This window comes from Georgenia subflava (genome assembly GCF_009193155.1).
GTDB classification, from domain to species: Bacteria; Actinomycetota; Actinomycetes; order Actinomycetales; family Actinomycetaceae; genus Georgenia; species Georgenia subflava.
Genome location: NZ_VUKD01000002.1, coordinates 442,935 through 462,331 on the forward strand (window position 1 = coordinate 442,935; position 19,397 = coordinate 462,331).

At 73.1% G+C, this 19,397-nt stretch carries 12 protein-coding genes and 1 riboswitch; of the genes, 9 read left to right on the plus strand and 3 right to left on the minus strand.

Annotated features, from left to right (window positions below):
* Window positions 1–248: 248 nt before the first annotated feature.
* Both GD748_RS08610 and GD748_RS08615 read left to right on the plus strand, forming a co-directional pair.
* On the plus strand, window positions 249–1,550 hold the full coding sequence (locus GD748_RS08610; RefSeq protein WP_152194763.1) for a vanadium-dependent haloperoxidase: 1,302 nt from the start codon (window positions 249–251) through the stop codon (window positions 1,548–1,550).
* 105 nt (window positions 1,551–1,655) lie between these two features.
* On the plus strand, window positions 1,656–3,527 hold the full coding sequence (locus GD748_RS08615) for a cell division protein PerM (RefSeq protein ID WP_152194764.1): 1,872 nt from the start codon (window positions 1,656–1,658) through the stop codon (window positions 3,525–3,527).
* A gap of 79 nt (window positions 3,528–3,606) precedes the next feature.
* On the opposite strand, the gene GD748_RS08620 is transcribed toward GD748_RS08615, so the two are convergent.
* Complete coding sequence (locus GD748_RS08620; RefSeq protein ID WP_152194765.1) at window positions 3,607–3,984, minus strand: hypothetical protein; 378 nt, start codon at window positions 3,982–3,984, stop codon at window positions 3,607–3,609.
* A 169-nt stretch (window positions 3,985–4,153) separates the two neighbouring features.
* On the opposite strand from GD748_RS08620, the gene purN reads away from it, so the two are divergent.
* Window positions 4,154–4,828 carry a phosphoribosylglycinamide formyltransferase gene (gene purN / locus GD748_RS08625; RefSeq protein WP_226921006.1) on the plus strand — a complete coding sequence of 225 codons (675 nt, stop codon included), beginning with the start codon at window positions 4,154–4,156 and terminating at the stop codon, window positions 4,826–4,828.
* A 78-nt stretch (window positions 4,829–4,906) separates the two neighbouring features.
* A riboswitch (ZMP/ZTP riboswitch) is annotated at window positions 4,907–4,997 on the plus strand.
* Window positions 4,998–5,050: 53 nt separating this feature from the next.
* Complete coding sequence (gene purH, locus GD748_RS08630) at window positions 5,051–6,736, plus strand: bifunctional phosphoribosylaminoimidazolecarboxamide formyltransferase/IMP cyclohydrolase (RefSeq protein WP_152194767.1); 1,686 nt, start codon at window positions 5,051–5,053, stop codon at window positions 6,734–6,736.
* 60 nt (window positions 6,737–6,796) lie between these two features.
* On the opposite strand, the gene GD748_RS08635 is transcribed toward purH, so the two are convergent.
* The gene (locus GD748_RS08635) at window positions 6,797–7,039 is read right to left on the minus strand and encodes a hypothetical protein (protein ID WP_152194768.1); all 243 of its coding nucleotides are present in this window, start codon (window positions 7,037–7,039) and stop codon (window positions 6,797–6,799) included.
* 69 nt (window positions 7,040–7,108) lie between these two features.
* Window positions 7,109–8,407 (minus strand): NAD(P)/FAD-dependent oxidoreductase, encoded by a 1,299-nt coding sequence (locus GD748_RS08640; RefSeq protein WP_226921009.1) that lies wholly within the window; start codon window positions 8,405–8,407, stop codon window positions 7,109–7,111.
* A gap of 25 nt (window positions 8,408–8,432) precedes the next feature.
* Between GD748_RS08640 and GD748_RS08645 the strand changes: the two genes are divergently transcribed.
* From GD748_RS08645 to pulA, 5 genes are all read left to right on the plus strand, one after another.
* Window positions 8,433–8,711, plus strand: coding sequence for a DUF3017 domain-containing protein (locus GD748_RS08645; RefSeq protein ID WP_152194769.1), 279 nt, complete (start codon window positions 8,433–8,435; stop codon window positions 8,709–8,711).
* 335 nt (window positions 8,712–9,046) lie between these two features.
* Window positions 9,047–10,312, plus strand: coding sequence for a hemolysin family protein (locus GD748_RS08650; RefSeq protein ID WP_152194770.1), 1,266 nt, complete (start codon window positions 9,047–9,049; stop codon window positions 10,310–10,312).
* Window positions 10,313–10,714: 402 nt separating this feature from the next.
* Window positions 10,715–11,932: an NADP-dependent isocitrate dehydrogenase gene (locus tag GD748_RS08655; RefSeq protein ID WP_152194771.1), complete on the plus strand. Its 1,218-nt coding sequence runs from the start codon at window positions 10,715–10,717 to the stop codon at window positions 11,930–11,932.
* Window positions 11,933–12,137: 205 nt separating this feature from the next.
* Window positions 12,138–13,124 carry a malate dehydrogenase gene (locus tag GD748_RS08660; RefSeq protein ID WP_152194772.1) on the plus strand — a complete coding sequence of 329 codons (987 nt, stop codon included), beginning with the start codon at window positions 12,138–12,140 and terminating at the stop codon, window positions 13,122–13,124.
* A gap of 225 nt (window positions 13,125–13,349) precedes the next feature.
* On the plus strand, window positions 13,350–19,373 hold the full coding sequence (gene pulA / locus GD748_RS08665) for a pullulanase-type alpha-1,6-glucosidase (RefSeq protein WP_152194773.1): 6,024 nt from the start codon (window positions 13,350–13,352) through the stop codon (window positions 19,371–19,373).
* The last annotated feature ends 24 nt before the right edge of the window (window positions 19,374–19,397 follow it).

Consider the following 19,397-nt stretch of genomic DNA (forward strand, 5'->3'; position numbering starts at 1 on the left):
TCGGACCGACTGCCGACGTCTGCTGCGGGGCGGGCGCCGAGCGTCCCGATCCGGCCGCGCGTCTGGTGCGTGCCGCCGATTCGGCCCGCTGCACGCTCTCGTGGAGTCCACCGCCTCCGGGCCTTGTCGGTCGCCTCGACCGGGCGGATGATGTGCGGGTCAGGGCTTGACCTTCGGGCTGCCCGCTGCCTCAGAGTCGTCGGCACCCCTCCAGCTCAGGCCGCCGCAACCGAGCAAGGACGCTCGTCATGAAGACTCGACCCCGGCGGCTGCTGGCCGCCCCACTCGCTGCGGCCGCCTGCGCCGCCACCTCCCTCCTCGTTGCCTCTCCCAGCGCGGCCGGAGGGCACGGCGACGACATCGCCGACGACCCGGCCGTCGTCGAACGCTGGAGCGTCATCGCGACCCGGACGATCGTCGAGAACGGCCATCGGCCGCCGGTGTCCACGCTGTATTCGGCCTTCGCCTCCCTGGCCGTGCACGACGCGGTCGCCGCAGTGGAGGGTGGCTTCGAGACGTATGCCGACCAGCCGCGCGCGCGCCGGGGCTCGTCGCCCGAGGCGGCCGCCGCGACGGCCGCGTACGAGGTGCTCGTCCACTACTTCCCGGCGTCGGCCACCGCGCTGCGCACCGACTACGACAACGAGCTCGCGGACGTCACCGCCGGCCGGTACGGGGGTGTGCGGGCAGGCCGAGCCGCAGCCGCCACGATCATCGAGCTGCGCGAGGACGACGGCATCGACGCACCGGTCACCCTGCCGCCCGGGGACGAACCGGGGGAGTGGGTGCCGACCACGCCAGGCATGGAGATGTACGCGCCGTGGCTGGGCGGGGTCGACCCGCTGCTGATCCGCGACGCCGACAGGTTCGACCCCGGCGCACCACCGGACCTCGGTTCGCGGCGATACGCGCGAGAGTTCGAGGAGGTCAAGGCCTACGGGGCGAGGACCGGGTCCGTCCGCACGCCGGAACAGACGGCGACGGCGACCTTCTGGTCAGCCAACGCCGTCGTCCAGCTCCAGCGTGCTCTCGGCGACCTCGCAGAGCGGCGGGACCTCGACATCGCCGAGACCGCACGGGCGTTCGCGCTCCTGGACGCCTCCACCGCCGATGCGCTCATCGTGGCGTGGGACCAGAAGCTCGAGCACCGCTTCTGGCGGCCCCAGACCGCGATCAGAGAGGCGGCCGAAGACGGCAATCCCCTGACGACGGCGGATGCGACCTGGGAACCCCTGCTCCCCACGCCGCCCTACCCGGACTATCCGAGCGGCCACGCCACGATCATCGGCGCCGCCACCGAGACGGTTGCCGAGGTGTTCGGTCGACGGCACGTCGTGCTGAACGTCCCGTCGCTCGTCGACGGCGTCGACGGCCGCAGCTACAGCCGGCTCGACGCTCTCGACCGGGAGGCGGAGAACGCTCGCATCTGGCTGGGGTTCCACTTCCGCACGGCCATGGAGGACGCGAACGACCTCGGACACCACGTCGCCGACTGGGCGGCTGAGCGATACCTCGAGCCCACCCACCGGGGGCACTCCGGCCACCGGTGACGCCTGGGCGGGTCTCGTGGTGGCCGGGCGAGCGGACCCAGCTCTGGCCCGACACGCCGCGCCGGGACCGCCGTGCCAGGTCCCGCACGGCGGACCATGGGGGCGATGGCTTCCACGACCGAGACCCGACCGCCGCACGTCATCGACGTACCGACGCTGCAGCGCGGCCGGCGCATGCCCGAGGGGTGGCTGCGCGGCATCGTCGGCGGCGTCGAGGCGGCCCTCCTCAGCTGGCTGACGGTCGTGGTCCCGGCTGTCGCCGCCTACGTCGCCACTGCCGCCGCCCCGGCGCTGGGCGACGCCTCGTGGCAGGCGGCCGCCGGCACCGGGACCGCGCTGTGGCTGCTCGCTCACGGGGGCACCATGACCGTCGGCGCAGGGGCCGCGGTCTCGGTCGCCCCCCTCGGCCTGACGGCGCTCAGCCTTGCCCTCGTCCACGGCTCCACGCGTCGGATGCGCCTGGAGTCGGTGGGCGCCGGCGCGTTCATGGTGATCGGCTTCCTCACCGCCATGGCGGGCTTCTCCCTGCTGGTGGCGGTGCCGAGCGGCCGCGGCCCTGCGCTGATCGGCGGTGCCGTGGTCGCCGTCGTCGGCACGGCCTCCGGCCTCCGCCGCTCCGGGGTGCCCGGACCTGGGTGGTGGAGCGTCGTGCGCCGGCGGCTGCCGGCCGGCGTGACCGACGGGCTGCACGGTGCGTGCTGGATGCTCGCCGGTCTCGCGGTCGTGGCCACCGTGGTCGTCACGGCAGGTCTCGTGATGGGCTGGGACCGGGTCCTGATGGTGCAGGACGCCTACACGCTCGACGCCGTCAGCACGGTGGTGATGGTCCTCGGTCAGGTCCTGTTCCTGCCGACCGCCATGGTCTGGGCGCTGGCCTGGGCCGCCGGGCCCGGTTTCGCGGTCGGGGCCGGGACCCAGTTCGTCCCCGGTGAGGTGGTGACCGCGCCCTTGCCGGCGATCCCGCTGCTCGGTGCCCTGCCCTCACCGGATGCGCCCGGACCGGCCTGGGTCGTCGTCGTGCCGGTCCTGGTGGGTGCCGCCGTCGCGCTGCTCCTGGGCCGCCGTCGCCCGCAGGAGAACCTGTCGGCCGCGGTGCTGGCGGTCGGCGTCGCGTCGGTCGTCACGGCAGCGGTCGCCGCCCTGCTCGTCGTGCTGGCATCGGGCTCGCTCGGCCCCGGGCGCATGGCCGAGGTGGGGGCGGACGCGCCGCTCGTGGCGGCGCTGCTGCTCGCCGAGATCGGCGGTGGCGCACTGGTGGGCGCCGTCGCCATCCATCCGCGCACGCACACCATGGTCGGCGCCAGGGTGGCGGCGCTCCGCACCGGGGCGCAGGGTGTCCTCGAACGACGTCAGGAAGCCCGCTCGGCAGCAGCCGCCGGGCACGAGGGCGACGGGGTCGTGCCCGAGCTGACCGACGGCCACGACACCGACCAGGTGCCGTCCGGCGCGGTCGAGCCTGCAACCGACGAGGCGGCTGAGGTTAGGCCTGGAGCCGGCGGAGCGGCTGAGGTCGGGTCTGCAGCCGGTGGGGCGGCTGAGGTTGGGCCTGGAGCCGGTGGTGCGGCTGAGGTTCGGCCCGGAACCGGCGGGGCGTCAGCCGTCGGGCGTGCAGCCGGCGGGGCTTTCGCCGTCGAGCCGGCGACTGTCGGACCGGTCCCGCAAGTGCCCGACCCGGGACAGGCTGCGGCCGTCGCGTCGGCGCCCGAGGCGTCTGCGCCGGCCGCTGTCACCAACAACGGTGGGAAGCCCGCCCGGCCCCGCGGGACCTCGTGGGTCAAGACACGCGACGCCGGTCACCGGGAGCTGGGTGCCCGGGACCCGGGCACCGGAGGCGCAGGAGCTCGCGGTCGCGACACGGACGGGACCCGACCGGAGGACCCGCCCGCGGCCGGCGCCAGGCCGCGCGGCTGGACCGGTCCCTCGCTCTCCGACTGGGGCACCCCGGAGGACGACGCCGGGCCGAGCGACCGGGCCTGACCCTCCGCGGCTAGTAGCGCCGTCGCGGCCGGTGGCGCCGATGGCCCCCCGCCGAGAAGCCCCAGGACTGAGCGCCCGCTCAGCCCCGCCCGCTGTCCAGCAGCTGCTGCATGTCCTGGACGCGCTCGTCGAGGTCCCGCTCGAGCTGCGAGCGGCACGCGTCCTTCGCCTGCTGGGTGATCGCCGCGCCCAGGCACTCGGAGTAGGTGCTGTACTCCCGCCACAGGACCGCCTGGCTCACGGTGGCCAGGCCCATCACCGCCGCCAGGACGAGGCCCGCGACCAGCACCGGGGTCATCGCGCCGCGCACCTTGGCGCCCCGGACCTTCACCAGTGCCACGATGCCCAGCGCGAGGGCCACCAAGCACAGCACCCCGGAGGCCAGGGGCCAAGGCCAGGGCAGGGCGAACAGCCCGAGCCCCATCGCCAGCAGGAGCACCAGCCCGAAGATGCGCACCCATCGCATGGCGTCGGCCCGGGCGCCGTCGTCTCCGCCGTCCGGGCGACCGCGGAGGTCAGGACCCTGGGGCGAGGACGACGGCGGGCGCCCCGACCGAGGCGCGGGTGGTGGCTGAGAAGCGGGCATGGGACCCATCATCTCGCACCGGCCGGTTACGCTCGCGCAGGTGACCAGTCCCGCACCCGCGCCCCGCGGACCCGACGACCGTTTCGTCCCCGGCCGGCCCGCCCGGCTGGTCGTGCTCGTCTCCGGCGGCGGCTCGAACCTCTCCGCGCTGCTCGAGGCCACCCGGGACCCGGTCTACGGCGCGCAGGTGGTCGCCGTCGGCGCCGACCGCGAGGGCACCGGCGGGGTCGCCGCCGCCCAGGCAGCCGGCATCCCCACCTTCGTCGAACGGGTCGGGGCGTACCCCAGCCGCGAGGAGTGGGACAGCGCGCTGACCGCACAGGTCGCCGCCCACGAGCCCGACCTGGTCATCTCGGCGGGCTTCCTCAAGCTGTGCGGCCGGCAGTTCCTCGAGCGCTTCGACGGCCGCTACGTCAACACCCACAACACGCTGCTGCCGGCCTTCCCCGGGATCCACGGGCCGCGGGACGCCCTCGAGTACGGGGTCAAGCTCGCCGGCGCGACGCTGTTCTTCGTCGACGCGGGCATCGACACCGGCGTCATCCTCGCCCAGGTGGCCGTGCCGGTGCTCGACGACGACGACGTCGAGACGCTGACCGAGCGGATCAAGGTCGCCGAGCGCGCCCAGCTCGTCGAGCAGGTCGGCCGGCTGGCCCGCGAGGGCTGGCACATCGAGGGGCGTCGCGTCCGGCTCGGCACCGACACCGCCGGCTGACACCCGCCGGCTGACACCGCCGGCACCGTCCCGGACCGTGCGGCCGCACGTCTCGTGCCGCTCGGTGCGCGTTAGGATGGCCCCGGTCGTGACTGGCGAGAAGGTGGAGCACACCACCGGGGAGCGGCCGGAAGTCCCCTGCAGAGCACCGCACGCCTGGGTGCCTGGGTCGGGTGCCGCACCGGTGCCCGCGAGCGCCCGCCGTCGACCCAGGAGCACGCCATGAGCCAGCAGACCTTCACCGTCGAGCCCGCCGGGGACTCCGTCCCGCTGCGCCGGGCCCTGATCTCCGTCTACGACAAGACGGGTCTTGAGCCTCTCGCCGCGGCCCTGCACGCCGCCGGCGTGGAGATCGTCTCGACCGGCTCGACGGCCCGGACCATCGCCGCCGCGGGTGTGCCCGTCACGGCGGTCGAGGACGTCACCGGCTTTCCCGAGTGCCTGGACGGGCGGGTGAAGACCCTCCACCCGCGTATCCACGCCGGCGTGCTCGCCGACCGCCGTCGGGCGGAGCACCGCGACGAGCTGGTCGAGCTCGGCGTCGTGCCCTTCGACCTCGTGGTCGTCAACCTGTACCCCTTCACCGCCACCGTCGCCTCCGGTGCGGGCGTCGACGAGTGCGTCGAGCAGATCGACATCGGCGGTCCCACGATGGTCCGGGCCGCGGCGAAGAACCACCCCTCGGTCGCCGTCGTGGTCGACCCCGCCCGCTACGACGACGTCGCGCGCGCCGCTTCCTCCGGCGGGTTCACCCTCGACCAGCGCCGCGCGCTCGCCGCCGCCGCGTTCCGGCACACCGCCACCTACGACGTCGCCGTCGCCTCCTGGATGGGCAACGTCGTCGCCCCCGACGACGAGGTCGACGGCGCCGCCACGGGGTTCCCCGGCTGGATGGGCGCCACCTGGGACCGCTCCGCCGTCCTGCGCTACGGGGAGAACCCGCACCAGCGCGCGGCCCTGTACACCGACGGGTACGGCCCGGACGGCCTCGCTCAGGCCGAGCAGCTCCACGGCAAGGCGATGAGCTACAACAACTACGTCGACGCCGATGCCGCCCTGCGTGCCGCCTACGACCACGACGAGCCCGCCGTCGCCATCATCAAGCACGCGAACCCCTGCGGGATCGCCGTCGGTGCGGACGTCGCCGAGGCGCACCGCAAGGCCCACGCGTGCGACCCGGTCTCCGCCTACGGCGGCGTCGTCGCCGCGAACCGGCCGGTCACTGCGGAGATGGCCGAGCAGGTCGCCCCCGTCTTCACCGAGGTCGTCCTCGCCCCCGGTTTCGAGGCCGAGGCGGTGGAGATCCTCACCCGCAAGAAGAACGTGCGCCTGCTGCGCGTCCCGGGTGGGCCCCAGGGCGCCGTGGAGTCACGGCGGATCTCCGGCGGGCTGCTCGTGCAGTCCGTGGACCGCGTCGACGCCCCGGGGGACGACCCCGCCACCTGGACGCTCGCGGCCGGTGAGCCCGCCGACGACGCCACGCTCGCCGACCTCGCCTTCGCCTGGCGGGCCGTGCGGGCCGCGAAGTCCAACGCGATCCTCCTCGCCGAGGGCGGGGCGAGCGTCGGCGTCGGCATGGGGCAGGTCAACCGGGTCGACTCCTGCCGCCTCGCGGTAGAGCGCGCCAACACCCTCGGTGCGCCGGTGACCAGCGAGGTCGACGGCGCCGGCGGGGCCGAGAACGCCGACGCCGCCTCGCGCGCCGCGGCGCCCGAGCGCTCACGCGGCGCTGTCGCGGCGTCCGACGCGTTCTTCCCGTTCTCCGACGGCCTGCAGGTGCTCCTGGACGCCGGCGTGCGCGCGGTCATCCAGCCGGGCGGCTCGATCCGCGACGAGGAGTCCGTCGCCGCGGCCACGGCCGCCGGGGTGACCATGTACCTCACCGGCACCCGGCACTTCTTCCACTGACCACTCACAACTGACCAGAGCCGGGCCGGGGGGCGGACCCGCCGGCCCGGACGGTCGTGGTCAGGGGCAGAGGGCGGCCTTCTCCGGGCGCACCACGACCTCGGGGAAGGCCCCTGGTCCGGACGTGGCCACGGCCGAGGCGTTCGCGCCGAACTGGGGCCCGAGCGTCTGGGCGAGCTCGGAGACGTTCGCCCCGAACGCGGCGCAGCCCGCCGAGCCGTCCGGTGGGGCGGCGGTGGCGGTCGTGGTGGTGACGATCAGCGTCCCGGCGGTCATGGCGAGGACGGCGAGTGTGCGGCGCATGAGGACCTCCTTGTCCGGACCTGTCACGTTAGGCGGCTCGGGCCGCCCGGGACAAGGGTCCGGCGGTCCTCAGCCGGGGAGCGTGGCGCGACGCAGCGGCACGGCGGGGTCGGCGGCCAGCGCGGGGTCGAGCGCCGGGCGGGCGCCGCCGGCGAGGAGCTTGCGCAGCGGGGAGACGTCCCGCGGCCGGTCGACGGTCGCACCGCCGAGCAGCCGCACCCCGTCGGGGCCGCGCGCGACGTGCAGGGCGGTCCACCCGCGGCCGTCCTCGCGCAGGAGCAGGTCCGCCGCTGCCGGCACCGCCCCGACGGCGGCCAGCTCGCGGCCGAACTGGGTGGAGAAGACGTACGGGGCCGGCACCGGCGGCGCCGCCCGGCCCAGCAGGTCGGCGACGAGCAGGGCCGGGTGGTTGAGCGCACCGTCCCAGTGCCCGCCGGGTACGACGCCCAGGCCGGGGACGGTCATGTCCGCGCAGTCCCCGACGGCGCGCAGCCAGCCCGGCCCGTCGGTCACCCGACCCGTCGCGTCGACCGGCAGCGCGCCGCGGGGGCCGAGCGGGACGACCCCGTCGAGCCATCCCGTGGCCGGGCGCACGCCGGTCGCGGCGAGGACGACCTCCGCCCGCAGGGTGCTCGAGCCGGCCGTCGCGGCGACGTCGACCTCGCCCGGCCGGACCGACACCACGCGCGTGGAGCACCGCAGGTCCACGCCGGCCTCGGCGTACCAGTCCGCGGTACGGGCGCCGACCACGGGGCCGAGCTGGCGCTCGAGCGGCACCGGCGCCATCTCCACGACCGTGACCTCGCACCCGCGCGCGGCCGCGAGCCCGGCGACCTCCGCGCCGATCCAGCCGGCCCCGACGACCACCAGCCGGGTGCCCGGGATCAGGGCGGCGCGCAGCCGCGCGGCGTCGTCGGCCGTGTGCAGGGTGAGGGCACCGGCCCAGGCCGTGGGGATCGACGCCACCGCGCCGAGCGCGAGGACGACGGCGTCGGCGCGGAGCTCGTCCGGACCGTCTCCGGCGTCGAGGTGCACCCGGCCGCCGTCGTCGGCCTGCTCGAGCGCCACGGCCCGGCGGCCGAGCAGCACGGTGTCCGCGAGCTCGTGCAGGTCGCCGAGCCCGTCCTCGGCGAGCCATACCGGCGCGGTCCGGGTGAACAGCTCCTTCGACAGCGGTGGGCGGTCGTAGGGCGGCAGCCGTTCGGCCCCGACGACCGTCAGCTCGCCGTCGAAACCTTGGGAGCGGAGCTCGGCCGCCGTCCGGAGCCCCGCGAGGCCGGCGCCCACGACGACCACCGAGCGCGGGTGCGTGACGCGGTCGGCGGTGCGGGGCAGGAGGTCGGGTCGGTCGGCGGGGAGATCGGGCACCTTGCCACGGTAGTCTCGCGCCATCATGTCCAGCACCTCTCCCTTGCGCATCGCGGTCGCCCTGCTCACCGTGCTTGCCGTCGCCGCCGTCTGTCTGCTGGCGGTGGTCGTCGACGGCCGGACGGCGGTGACGGCGTTCGCAGTGCTGCTCGCCATGGCCGCCGTCGCGCGCGCCGTCGCACCGGAGACGATCGTGCCCGGGGCGCGGTCGCGCGCGTTCGACGTCGCCTTCCTGCTCGTCCTGGCGCTCGCGCTCGGCTACCTCTCCCCGTGGGGCAACGCGACGCTGCCCGCCGACGCCTGAGCACCTGACGACCGCCGACGCCTGAGCACCTGACGACCGCCGACGCGTGAGCACCTGACGACCGCCGACGCGTGAGCACCTGACGACCGCCGACGCGTGAGCACCTGAGCACCTGACGCCCGCCGACGCCCGAGCACCTGACACCCGCCGGACTGGGGTGCGGCGAGCCGGAGAGCACCGGGCGTGCGGCGAGCCGGGCAGCACCGGCGTGCGGCGAGCCCGCGCAGCACCGGCGTGCGGCGAACCCGGGCAGCACCGGCCGGACCGCACCGGGTGTGGTCAGCGGCATCGGTGCCCGTGTTGGGCCACGGCCGAGGATGCCCGATGATGTGGTGGTGAGCGACATAGCACTCAACATCGCCCTGGTCCTCGTCTTCGTCCTGGTCGGTGGGGTGTTCGCGGCGTCCGAGATCGCCCTCGTCTCGTTGCGGGACAGCCAGGTCCGCGCGCTGGCAGAACGTGGCGGGGCCGGCGCGCGGGTCGCTCGGCTCACCCACGACTCCAACCGGTTCCTCTCGTCCGTCCAGGTGGGCGTGACGCTCGCCGGCTTCTTCTCCGCGTCCTACGGCGCCGCCCAGATCGCACCGCAGCTCGCCCCGACCCTGCAGGCATGGGGTCTCGCCGCCGGTGCCGCGGGGACCATCGCGTTCATCGGCACGACGGTCGTCATCTCCTACCTCTCGCTGGTGTTCGGCGAGCTCGTCCCCAAGCGCCTGGCCATGCAGAGCGCGGAGAAGTTCGCCCTGCTGGTGGCGACGCCGCTGGACTGGGTCGCCACGGTCATGCGTCCCGTGATCTGGCTGCTGGGCGCGTCCACCAACCTGGTGATGCGCCTGCTCGGGCGGGACCCGCACGCGCAGAAGGAGGAGATGGACGCCGAGGAGCTGCGGTCCATCGTCGTCGGGCACGAGTCGCTTGGCGTCGAGGAGCGTGACATGGTCGTGGACCTGCTGTCGGTGGGGGAGCGCACGGTGCAGGAGATCATGACCCCGCGCACCGAGGTCGAGTTCCTCGACGCCGACCTGGACGTCGCCGACGCGCGGGACCGGGTGATCCATCTCGAGCACTCCCGCTACCCCGTGTGCGGCGACGACAACGACGACGTGCTCGGCTTCATCCACATCCGGGACCTCATCCGTCCGCCGGCGCACGCCCGCACGGTGGGTGAGCTGGTGCGCGACATGCTCTACTTCCCCACGGGCAAGCCGGTGCTGTCGGCGCTGACCGAGATGCGCGCGGCGAACTCCCACCTGGCGCTCGTGGTCGACGAGTACGGCGGCACCGACGGGATCGTCTCCCTCGAGGACGTCGTTGAGGAGTTCGTCGGCGAGATCGAGGACGAGTACGACCAGTCTGAGCCCGCGGTGGTCACGGCCGGCGACGCCGGCGAGATCTCGGGTCTGCTCGGTCGGGCCGAGATCAGCAAGCTGCTCGGCAAGGAGCTGCCCGAAGGCCCCTACGACACGCTGGCCGGCTTCCTCATGGCCGAGCTCGGCCGGGTGCCTGTCGCGGGCGACGCGGTCACCTGGGACGACCTCGTGCTGACGGTGACCGCGCTGGACGGGTGCCGGGTGGACCGGGTGCGCGTCGGGCAGGCCTGAGCCGGTTACGAGCCTCCGAACGCCCAGCACACCCGACCGAAGTGTTCGTCGCGCTCAGCACAGGCCGACCGACGGGTTGACCGCCCGGCCCAAGCGGGCCGAAGGGTTTGTACCGGTAATCGGTACAAACCCTTCGGTCTGATGCCGGCTGCCGTTTCGGCCTGCGCCCGGCCGCCGTCTCGGGCTGCTGCCTGGCTGTCGCCGCGAGTGCCGGCTGCCGTCTCGGGCTGCTGCCTGGCTGTCGCCGCGGTCTGCGCCCGGCCGCCGTCTCGGGCTGATGCTGGCCGTCCTCCGCTTGCGGGCTCCCAAGATATCTCGACATCGAGTAATCTTGCCGTGGCGCCGGAGCCCCGGCGCGCAGGACGAGGACGCCCCACCGGGCGGACAGGAGTGTGGCGCGACATGGCGAAGATCAAGGTGGCCGGACCGGTCGTCGAGCTCGACGGCGACGAGATGACACGGATCATCTGGCAGTTCATCAAGGACCGCCTCATCCACCCCTACCTCGACGTGGACCTGCGCTACTACGACCTGTCGATCCAGAACCGCGACGCCACCGACGACCAGGTGACGATCGACGCGGCGAACGCGATCAAGGAGCACAACGTCGGCGTCAAGTGCGCCACGATCACGCCGGACGAGGCGCGGGTCGAGGAGTTCGGCCTCAAGAAGATGTGGGTCTCGCCGAACGGCACGATCCGCAACATCCTCGGCGGCGTCGTCTTCCGCGAGCCGATCATCATCTCCAACGTGCCGCGTCTTGTGCCGGGCTGGACCAAGCCGATCATCATCGGCCGCCACGCCCACGGCGACCAGTACAAGGCGACCAACTTCAAGGTCCCCGGTGCCGGCCAGCTCACCGTGACGTTCACCCCCGAGGACGGCTCCGCCCCCATCGAGCACGTCGTCGCCAACTACGGCGAGGACGGCGGCGTCGCCATGGGGATGTACAACTACAACAAGTCCATCGCCGACTTCGCACGCGCCTCCTTCGCCTACGGCCTCCAGCGCGGCTACCCGGTGTACCTCTCCACCAAGAACACGATCCTCAAGGCGTACGACGGCGCGTTCAAGGACATCTTCGCCGAGGTGTTCGCCAACGAGTACAAGGCCCAGTTCGACGCCGCCGGCCTGACCTACGAGCACCGCCTCATCGACGACATGGTCGCCGCGGCCATGAAGTGGGAGGGCGGCTACGTCTGGGCCTGCAAGAACTACGACGGCGACGTCCAGTCCGACACCGTCGCCCAGGGCTTCGGCTCGCTCGGCCTGATGACCTCCGTGCTCATGACGCCGGACGGCAAGACCGTCGAGGCCGAGGCCGCGCACGGCACCGTCACGCGCCACTACCGCCAGCACCAGGCGGGCAAGCCCACGTCGACGAACCCGATCGCCTCGATCTTCGCCTGGACCGGCGGGCTCAAGCACCGCGGCAAGCTCGACGGCACCCCCGAGGTCACCGGCTTCGCCGAGGCCCTCGAGGACGTCGTCGTCAAGTCGGTCGAGTCCGGCAAGATGACGAAGGACCTCGCCCTGCTCGTGGGCAAGGACCAGGAGTGGCAGACCACCGAGGACTTCCTCGCCACTCTCGACGAGAACCTCGCCGCGCGCCTGGCCTGATCTCGCGCCGGTACGCCCGGTCGCCCCGTGCCCGAGAGGCGCGCGGCGACCGGGCGTCGTCGATCTCCGGGCCGCTCACCTGCCCGGTCCCGAGGGCCGTCGTGATCGTCCACCGTGCCCGGTTGACGGACCCGGCGGAGGGCCAGCGGCCACCAGGAGTAATCTTGACGCCGAGATATCTCCCCATCCACGAAGGAGTGCGTCGATGACCACGACCCCGGTGAACGTCACCGTGACCGGAGCGGCCGGACAGATCGGCTACGCCCTGCTGTTCCGGATCGCCTCGGGGCAGCTGCTCGGCCCCGACACCCCGGTGCGGCTGCGCCTGCTGGAGATCCCGCAGGGCGTCAAGGCCGCCGAGGGCACCGCGATGGAGCTCGACGACTGCGCCTTCCCGCTGCTCGCCGGGATCGACATCTTCGACGACGCGACCAAGGGCTTCGAGGGCGCGAACGTCGCGCTGCTGGTCGGCGCCCGTCCGCGCAGCAAGGGCATGGAGCGCGGTGACCTGCTCGAGGCCAACGGCGGCATCTTCGGCCCCCAGGGCGAGGCCATCAACGCCGGCGCGGCCGAGGACGTCAAGGTCCTCGTCGTCGGCAACCCCGCCAACACCAACGCGCTCATCGCCGCCGCGCACGCCCCGGACGTCCCGGCGGAGCGCTTCACCGCGATGACCCGGCTCGACCACAACCGCGCGCTGAGCCAGCTCGCCACCAAGACCGGTGCGGCGGTGTCGGAGATCAAGGACCTCACCATCTGGGGCAACCACTCCGCCACGCAGTACCCGGACGTCTTCCACGCCACCGTCGCGGGGAAGCCGGCCACCGACCTCGTCGAGCAGTCCTGGCTCGAGAGCGCCTTCATCCCCACGGTCGCCAAGCGCGGCGCCGCGATCATCGAGGCGCGCGGCGCCTCCTCGGCCGCCTCCGCCGCCAACGCCGCGATCGACCACGTCCGTGACTGGGTCACCGGCACGGGCGAGGACTCCTGGACCTCGGCTGCGATCGTCTCCGACGGCTCCTACGGCGTGCCGGAGGGGCTCATCTCCTCCTTCCCGGTGCGCGCGAAGGGCGGGAAGTGGGAGATCGTCCAGGGCCTGGAGGTCAACGACTTCTCGCGCGCGAAGATCGACGCCTCGGTCGCCGAGCTCGTCGAGGAGCGCGACGCCGTCAAGGGCCTCGGCCTCATCTGAGCCGGTCACTCGGCCTCATGTGAGCCGGTCACGAGCGCCCCGGTCCCTCCTCGGGACCGGGGCGCTCGCACGTCTCGTCCGAGCTCTCCGCTCCCTGCACCGGTCCCCGCGAACGCGCTGCGCGGGGCCCTCGCAAACCCTTGCTGAAATGCTTGCAAGGGCGTTAGCCTCACCCGCAGAGCTGCGCGAAGGGGCTGCAGCCGGTACCCCGGGGAGTCAACGAAGATGCACCGTCGTGTCAGCGCTGCGATCGCCACCCTGAGCACCACCGGTCTCGCCCTCGCGGGCCTGACCGCCGTGGGCACCACTGTCGCCGCCCCGGCGGCAGCCGCGAACGACCGCCAGGTCGTCCTGGCCGGCTCCCTGCAGACCGAGCTCGGCTGCGCCGCCGACTGGGACACCGCCTGCGCGGCCACGGAGCTCGCCGGCACCGGGACCGACGGCGTCTACGCCCTGGAGACCGAGGTGCCCGCCGGCAGCTACGAGTACAAGGTCGCCCTCGACGGCACCTGGGACGAGGCGCACCCGGGCGAGAACGTCCCCCTGCACCTCACCGCCCCGGCGACCCTGCGCTTCGAGTTCGACGACACCACCGACCGCGTCAGCCTCGAGGTGCTCGACATCGCGGGCGGGTACACCGCCGCCGACGACGACCTGGTCGCCGAGCCGGTGCGCACCGCGGGCTCAGGGGAGAGCTTCTACTTCGTCCTCACCGACCGGTTCGCCAACGGCGACCCGGCGAACGACACCGCCGGCCTCGGTGACGACCGCCTCGTCTCCGGCTTCGACCCGAGCGACAAGGGCTTCTACCACGGCGGCGACATCGCGGGCCTCAGCGAGCGGCTGGACTACATCGAGGGCCTCGGGACCACGGCGATCTGGCTGACGCCGTCGTTCAAGAACAACCCCGTGCAGGGCGAGGGCGCCGCCGCGTCGGCCGGCTACCACGGCTACTGGATCACCGACTTCACGCAGATCGACCCGCACCTGGGCACCAACGCCGAGCTCGAGGCCTTCATCGACGCCGCCCACGCCCGCGACATCAAGGTCTACTTCGACATCATCACCAACCACACCGCCGACCTCATCGACTACGCCGAGGGGCAGTACGGCTACGTCGACAAGGCCACCGCGCCCTACCTCGACGCCGCCGGCGCCCCCTTCGACCCGGCCGACGTCGCGGGCAGCGACGCCTTCCCCGAGCTCGACGCGCAGACCTCCTTCCCGTACACCCCGGTGCGCACCGGCGACGTCGTGCCCGAGGTGCTGAACGACGTCACCAGGTACCACAACCGCGGCAACTCGACCTGGTCGGGGGAGTCCGTCACCTACGGCGACTTCGACGGCCTGGACGACCTCATGACCGAGGACCCGGTCGTCGTCGACGCCATGACCGAGATCTACACCGCATGGATGGACCTGGGCATCGACGGGTTCCGCATCGACACCGCCAAGCACGTGAACTTCGAGTTCTGGGAGGAGTGGACCACCGCGATCGACGCCCACGCCGAGGCGACGAACCCGGACTTCTTCACCTTCGGCGAGGTCTACGACGCCGACGCCCGGCTCACCTCCCCCTACGTGCGCAAGACCGAGATGTCCTCGGTCCTGGACTTCGCCTACCAGTCCGCCGCGCTGAACTACGCCAAGGGCTTCACCGCTGGCGGCCTCGCCGGCCTGTTCGCCTCGGACGACTACTACACGACGGCCGAGAGCAGCGCCGACGCCCTGCCCACCTTCCTCGGCAACCACGACATGGGGCGCATCGGCCACCTGCTCCAGGGCAGCGGCTCCGAGCTCGAGCGCTCCCGGCTCGCACACTCGCTGATGTACCTCACCCGTGGACAGCCGGTCGTCTACTACGGCGACGAGCAGGGCTTCGTCGGGCTCGGCAACGACAAGTCCGCCCGGCAGGACATGTTCGCCTCCGCCACCGACGAGTACGTCGACCAGCCGCTGCTCGACGGCACCACCTACGGCACCGGCGACCACTTCGACACCGGCTCCGACCTGTACACGCACATCGCCGCGCTCGCCGACCTTCGCGACACGCACCCGGCCCTGGACGCCGGCGCGCAGATCGAGCTCCACGCCACGGACGGCCCCGGGGTGTACGCCTTCGCACGGGTGGACCGCGACGAGAAGATCGAGCACCTGGTCGCCGTCAACAACGCCACGACCGACCAGGCCGTCACGTTCACCACCCTCACCCCCGGCGCGACCTACAACCCCCTTCACGGCACCGACGTCGCCGTGACCGCAGACGCCGCCGGCTCCGTGACGCTCACCGTCCCGGCGCTGGGCGCGCTCGCCCTCAGGGCCGACCGCACCGTGGGCGCCCCGGCGACGGCCGGGCCGATCACGCTCACCCCGGTCCACGGCGGCAAGGTCGAGGGGCTCGCCCCGGTCACCGCCGACGTCGCCGACGACGTCTGGGCCGAGACCACGTTCTCGTACCGCCTCGTCGGCGAGGAGGGCTGGACCACGCTCGGCACCGCCGAGGACGACACCCCACGCGTCTTCCACGACACGGCCGGTCTCCCCGCCGGCTCGCTCGTGGAGTACCGAGCCGTCACCGTCGACGCCGCCGGCAACAAGGCCGCGGCGTCCACGGTCGGCTCGGTCGGTGTCGACGTCTCCGGCGCCCCGGCCGAGGATCCGGGAACGGACCTCCTCGTCACGGTCCCCGGCAGCCACAACGCCGCGATGGGATGCGCCGGCGACTGGCAGCCGGACTGCGCGGAGGCCGCTCTGACCCTGGACGAGCAGTCCGGCATCTACACCGGCACCTTCGACCTGCCCGCCGGGAGCTACGAGTACAAGGTCGCCGTCGGCGGCAGCTGGGACGTCAACTACGGCGCGGGCGGGGTGCCCGGCGGGGCCAACGTCGCCTACACCCACGCCGGCGGGCCGGTGACCTTCTTCTACGACCCGGTCACGCACGACTTCACCAACACCTCGCAGGGACCGATCGTCACCCTGCCCGGCTCGCTGCAGTCCGAGCTCGGCTGCGCGGGCGACTGGGCACCGGACTGCATGGCCACCTGGATGCTCGACCCCGACCAGGACGGCGTCTTCACCTTCACCACCGACGAGCTGCCCACCGGCTCGTACGAGGTCAAGGTCGCCCACAACCGCAGCTGGGACGAGAACTACGGCGTCGGCGGCGCACCGAACGGCGCCAACTACACCTTCACCGCCACCGCCGGGAAGAGCGTCGAGTTCTCCTACGACATCACCACCCACCTGCTCACCATCGAGGTCACCGACCCGCCGGTCGCCGGCCTCGGGCAGCAGCGCGCCCACTGGCTCGACGCGAGCACCCTCGCCTGGCCCACCGACCTGCTCGGCGGGGTCGACCCCGCCGACCTGGCCTGGTCGCTGCACCACGCGCCCGACGGCGGCCTCGAGCTCGTCGACGGAACCGTCACCGGCGGCGACGAGGTCGCCCTGACCTACCTCCCGGACGGCCTGAGCGAGGACCTGCGTGAACGCTTCCCGCACCTGGCCGGCTCCGTCGCGCTCCAGGTCGAGGGACTCGACCGTGCGGCCGTCGAGGAGATCCTCACCGGGCAGGTGGCAGTCCTGCAGCGTGGTGGCGACGACGTCGCCCAGGCCTTCACCGGCGTCCAGGTCCCCGGGGTCCTCGACGACCTCTACGCCGACGCGGCCGCCGACCGCACGCTCGGCGTGGAGTGGTCCGACGGCGCACCCTCCCTCACGCTCTGGGCGCCGACGGCGAAGGACGTCGACCTGCTGCTTTGGTCCGACAGCGCCGGCGGCGGCGACCCGCAGACGGTCCAGATGACGCGCGGCGCCGACGGCGGCTGGACGGTCGACGGCGAGGCGGCCTGGGCGGGTCACGCGTACCGGTACGCCGTCGACGTCTACGTCCCGGCCACCGGTGCCGTGGAGACCAACATGGTCACCGACCCGTACTCGGTGGGCCTGACCGTCAACTCCACGCACTCGGTCCTCGTCGACCTGGACGACCCCGAGTGGGCGCCCGCGCTGTGGGCGGACACCCCGGCCCCGGAGATCGAGAACCAGGTCGACCGGACGATCTACGAGCTCCACGTGCGCGACTTCTCCATCGCCGACGCCACGGTCCCCGAGGAGCTGCGCGGCACCTACGCCGCCTTCGCGCTCGAGGGCACGGCCGGCACGGACCACCTGCGCGAGCTCGCCGACGCCGGCATGAACACCGTGCACCTGCTGCCCACCTTCGACATCGCCACCATCGAGGAGGTGCGCGGGAACCAAGCCGTGCCGGACATCCCGGCCGACGCCGCACCCGACTCGGACGCCCAGCAGGCGGCCGTGGCCGCCGTCGCCGACGAGGACGGCTTCAACTGGGGCTACGACCCGTTCCACTTCTCCACCCCGGAGGGGTCCTACGCCTCGCCCGGCAACCAGCACGGCGGCGACCGGGTGGCCGAGTTCCGCTCCATGGTGGGCGGCCTGCACGACGCCGGCCTCCAGGTGGTCCTCGACGAGGTCTTCAACCACACGGCCCAGTCCGGGCAGGCCGAGAAGTCGGTCCTCGACCGGGTGGTGCCCGGCTACTACCACCGCCTGAACGCGACCGGCGCCGTCGAGACCTCGACCTGCTGCCAGAACATCGCGACCGAGCACGAGATGGCCGAGAAGCTCATGGTCGACTCCGTCGTCACCTGGACCGCCGACTACCACGTGGACGGCTTCCGCTTCGACCTCATGGGCCACCACAGCCGCGAGAACATGCTGGCCGTGCGGGCCGCCCTGGACGAGCTCACCCTCGCCGAGCACGGCGTGGACGGAGAGTCGGTCTACCTCTACGGCGAGGGCTGGAACTTCGGCGAGGTGGCGGACAACGCCCGCTTCACCCAGGCAACCCAGGGTCAGCTCGGCGGAACCGGCATCGGCACCTTCTCGGACCGGCTGCGGGACGCCGTCCGAGGTGGTGGGCCGTTCGACGAGGACCAGCGCACCCACCAGGGCTTCGGCTCGGGCCTGTCCACCGACCCGAACGCCGTCGCCGCCGGCACGCCGGAGGAGCAGGCCGCCCGGCTCGCCCACGCCACCGACCTGGTCCGCCTGGGCCTGGCCGGGAACCTGCGCGAGTACTCCTTCCTGACGAGCGCCGGCGAGGTCCAGCGCGGCGACGAGCTGGACTACAACGGCCAGCCCGCGGGCTACGCCGACAGCCCCGAGGAGGTCATCACCTACGTCGACGCGCACGACAACGAGACGCTCTTCGACAACCTCGTCCTGAAGCTGCCCGTGGACACGTCGATGGCCGACCGGGTGCGGATGAACACCCTGTCGCTGGCGACGACGGCGCTGTCCCAGACCCCGAGCTTCTGGCACGCCGGCGCGGACCTGCTGCGGAGCAAGTCGCTGGACCGCAACAGCTACAACTCCGGCGACCACTTCAACCTGCTCGACTGGTCCATGCAGACGAACAACTTCGGGGTCGGGCTGCCGCCGGCGGCAGACAACGCCGACAAGTGGGCCGTCATGGCCCCGCTGCTGGCTGACCCGGAGCTGGCGCCGACCCCGGCGGACATCGCCGCGTCCGCCGCCCAGGCGCAGGACGTGCTGCGGCTGCGCAGCTCGACGGACCTCTTCCGTCTCGGCACGGCAGCGGCGATCCAGGAGAAGGTGACGTTCCCGAACTCAGGTCCCGACGCGACCCCCGGCGTGATCGTCATGCACGTCGACGACCGTGCCGGCGCCGACGTCGACCCCGAGCTCGACGGGCTGCTGACGGTCTTCAACGCCTCGCCGGAGGCGGTGACCGAGACGGTCGTCGAGCTCGCCGGGCGGGAGTACGTCCTCTCGCCCGTCCAGGCCGACGGTGCGGACGAGGTGGTCAAGGGCACGACCTACGACGCGGCCACGGGCACCGTCACGGTGCCGGCCCGCACGGTCGCCGTCCTGGTCGAGGCAGGGGAGGACGTGCCGCAGCTCCAGACCCCGACGATCCGGGCGACGGCGTTCGGCCTGCCGCTGCCGTGGGGCACGCTGACCATCGTCGGCGCCTCTCTCACCGGCCCGGAGACCGCCCCCACCGGCACCGTCACGGTGCTCGACGGTGACGAGCCGGTGGACACGGCGCGGCTGCTGCGCACGGGTTCCCGCACGTCGCTCGCCGGTACCACGGTGTGGCTGACGGGGCGGGGGACCCACACGCTCACGGTCGAGTACGCGGGCGACGCCGTCCACCACGGTGTGACCTCCCGGCCGATGGACGTGCGGGTGCGCTGAGCCGAGACGGCGGGCACGGTCCGG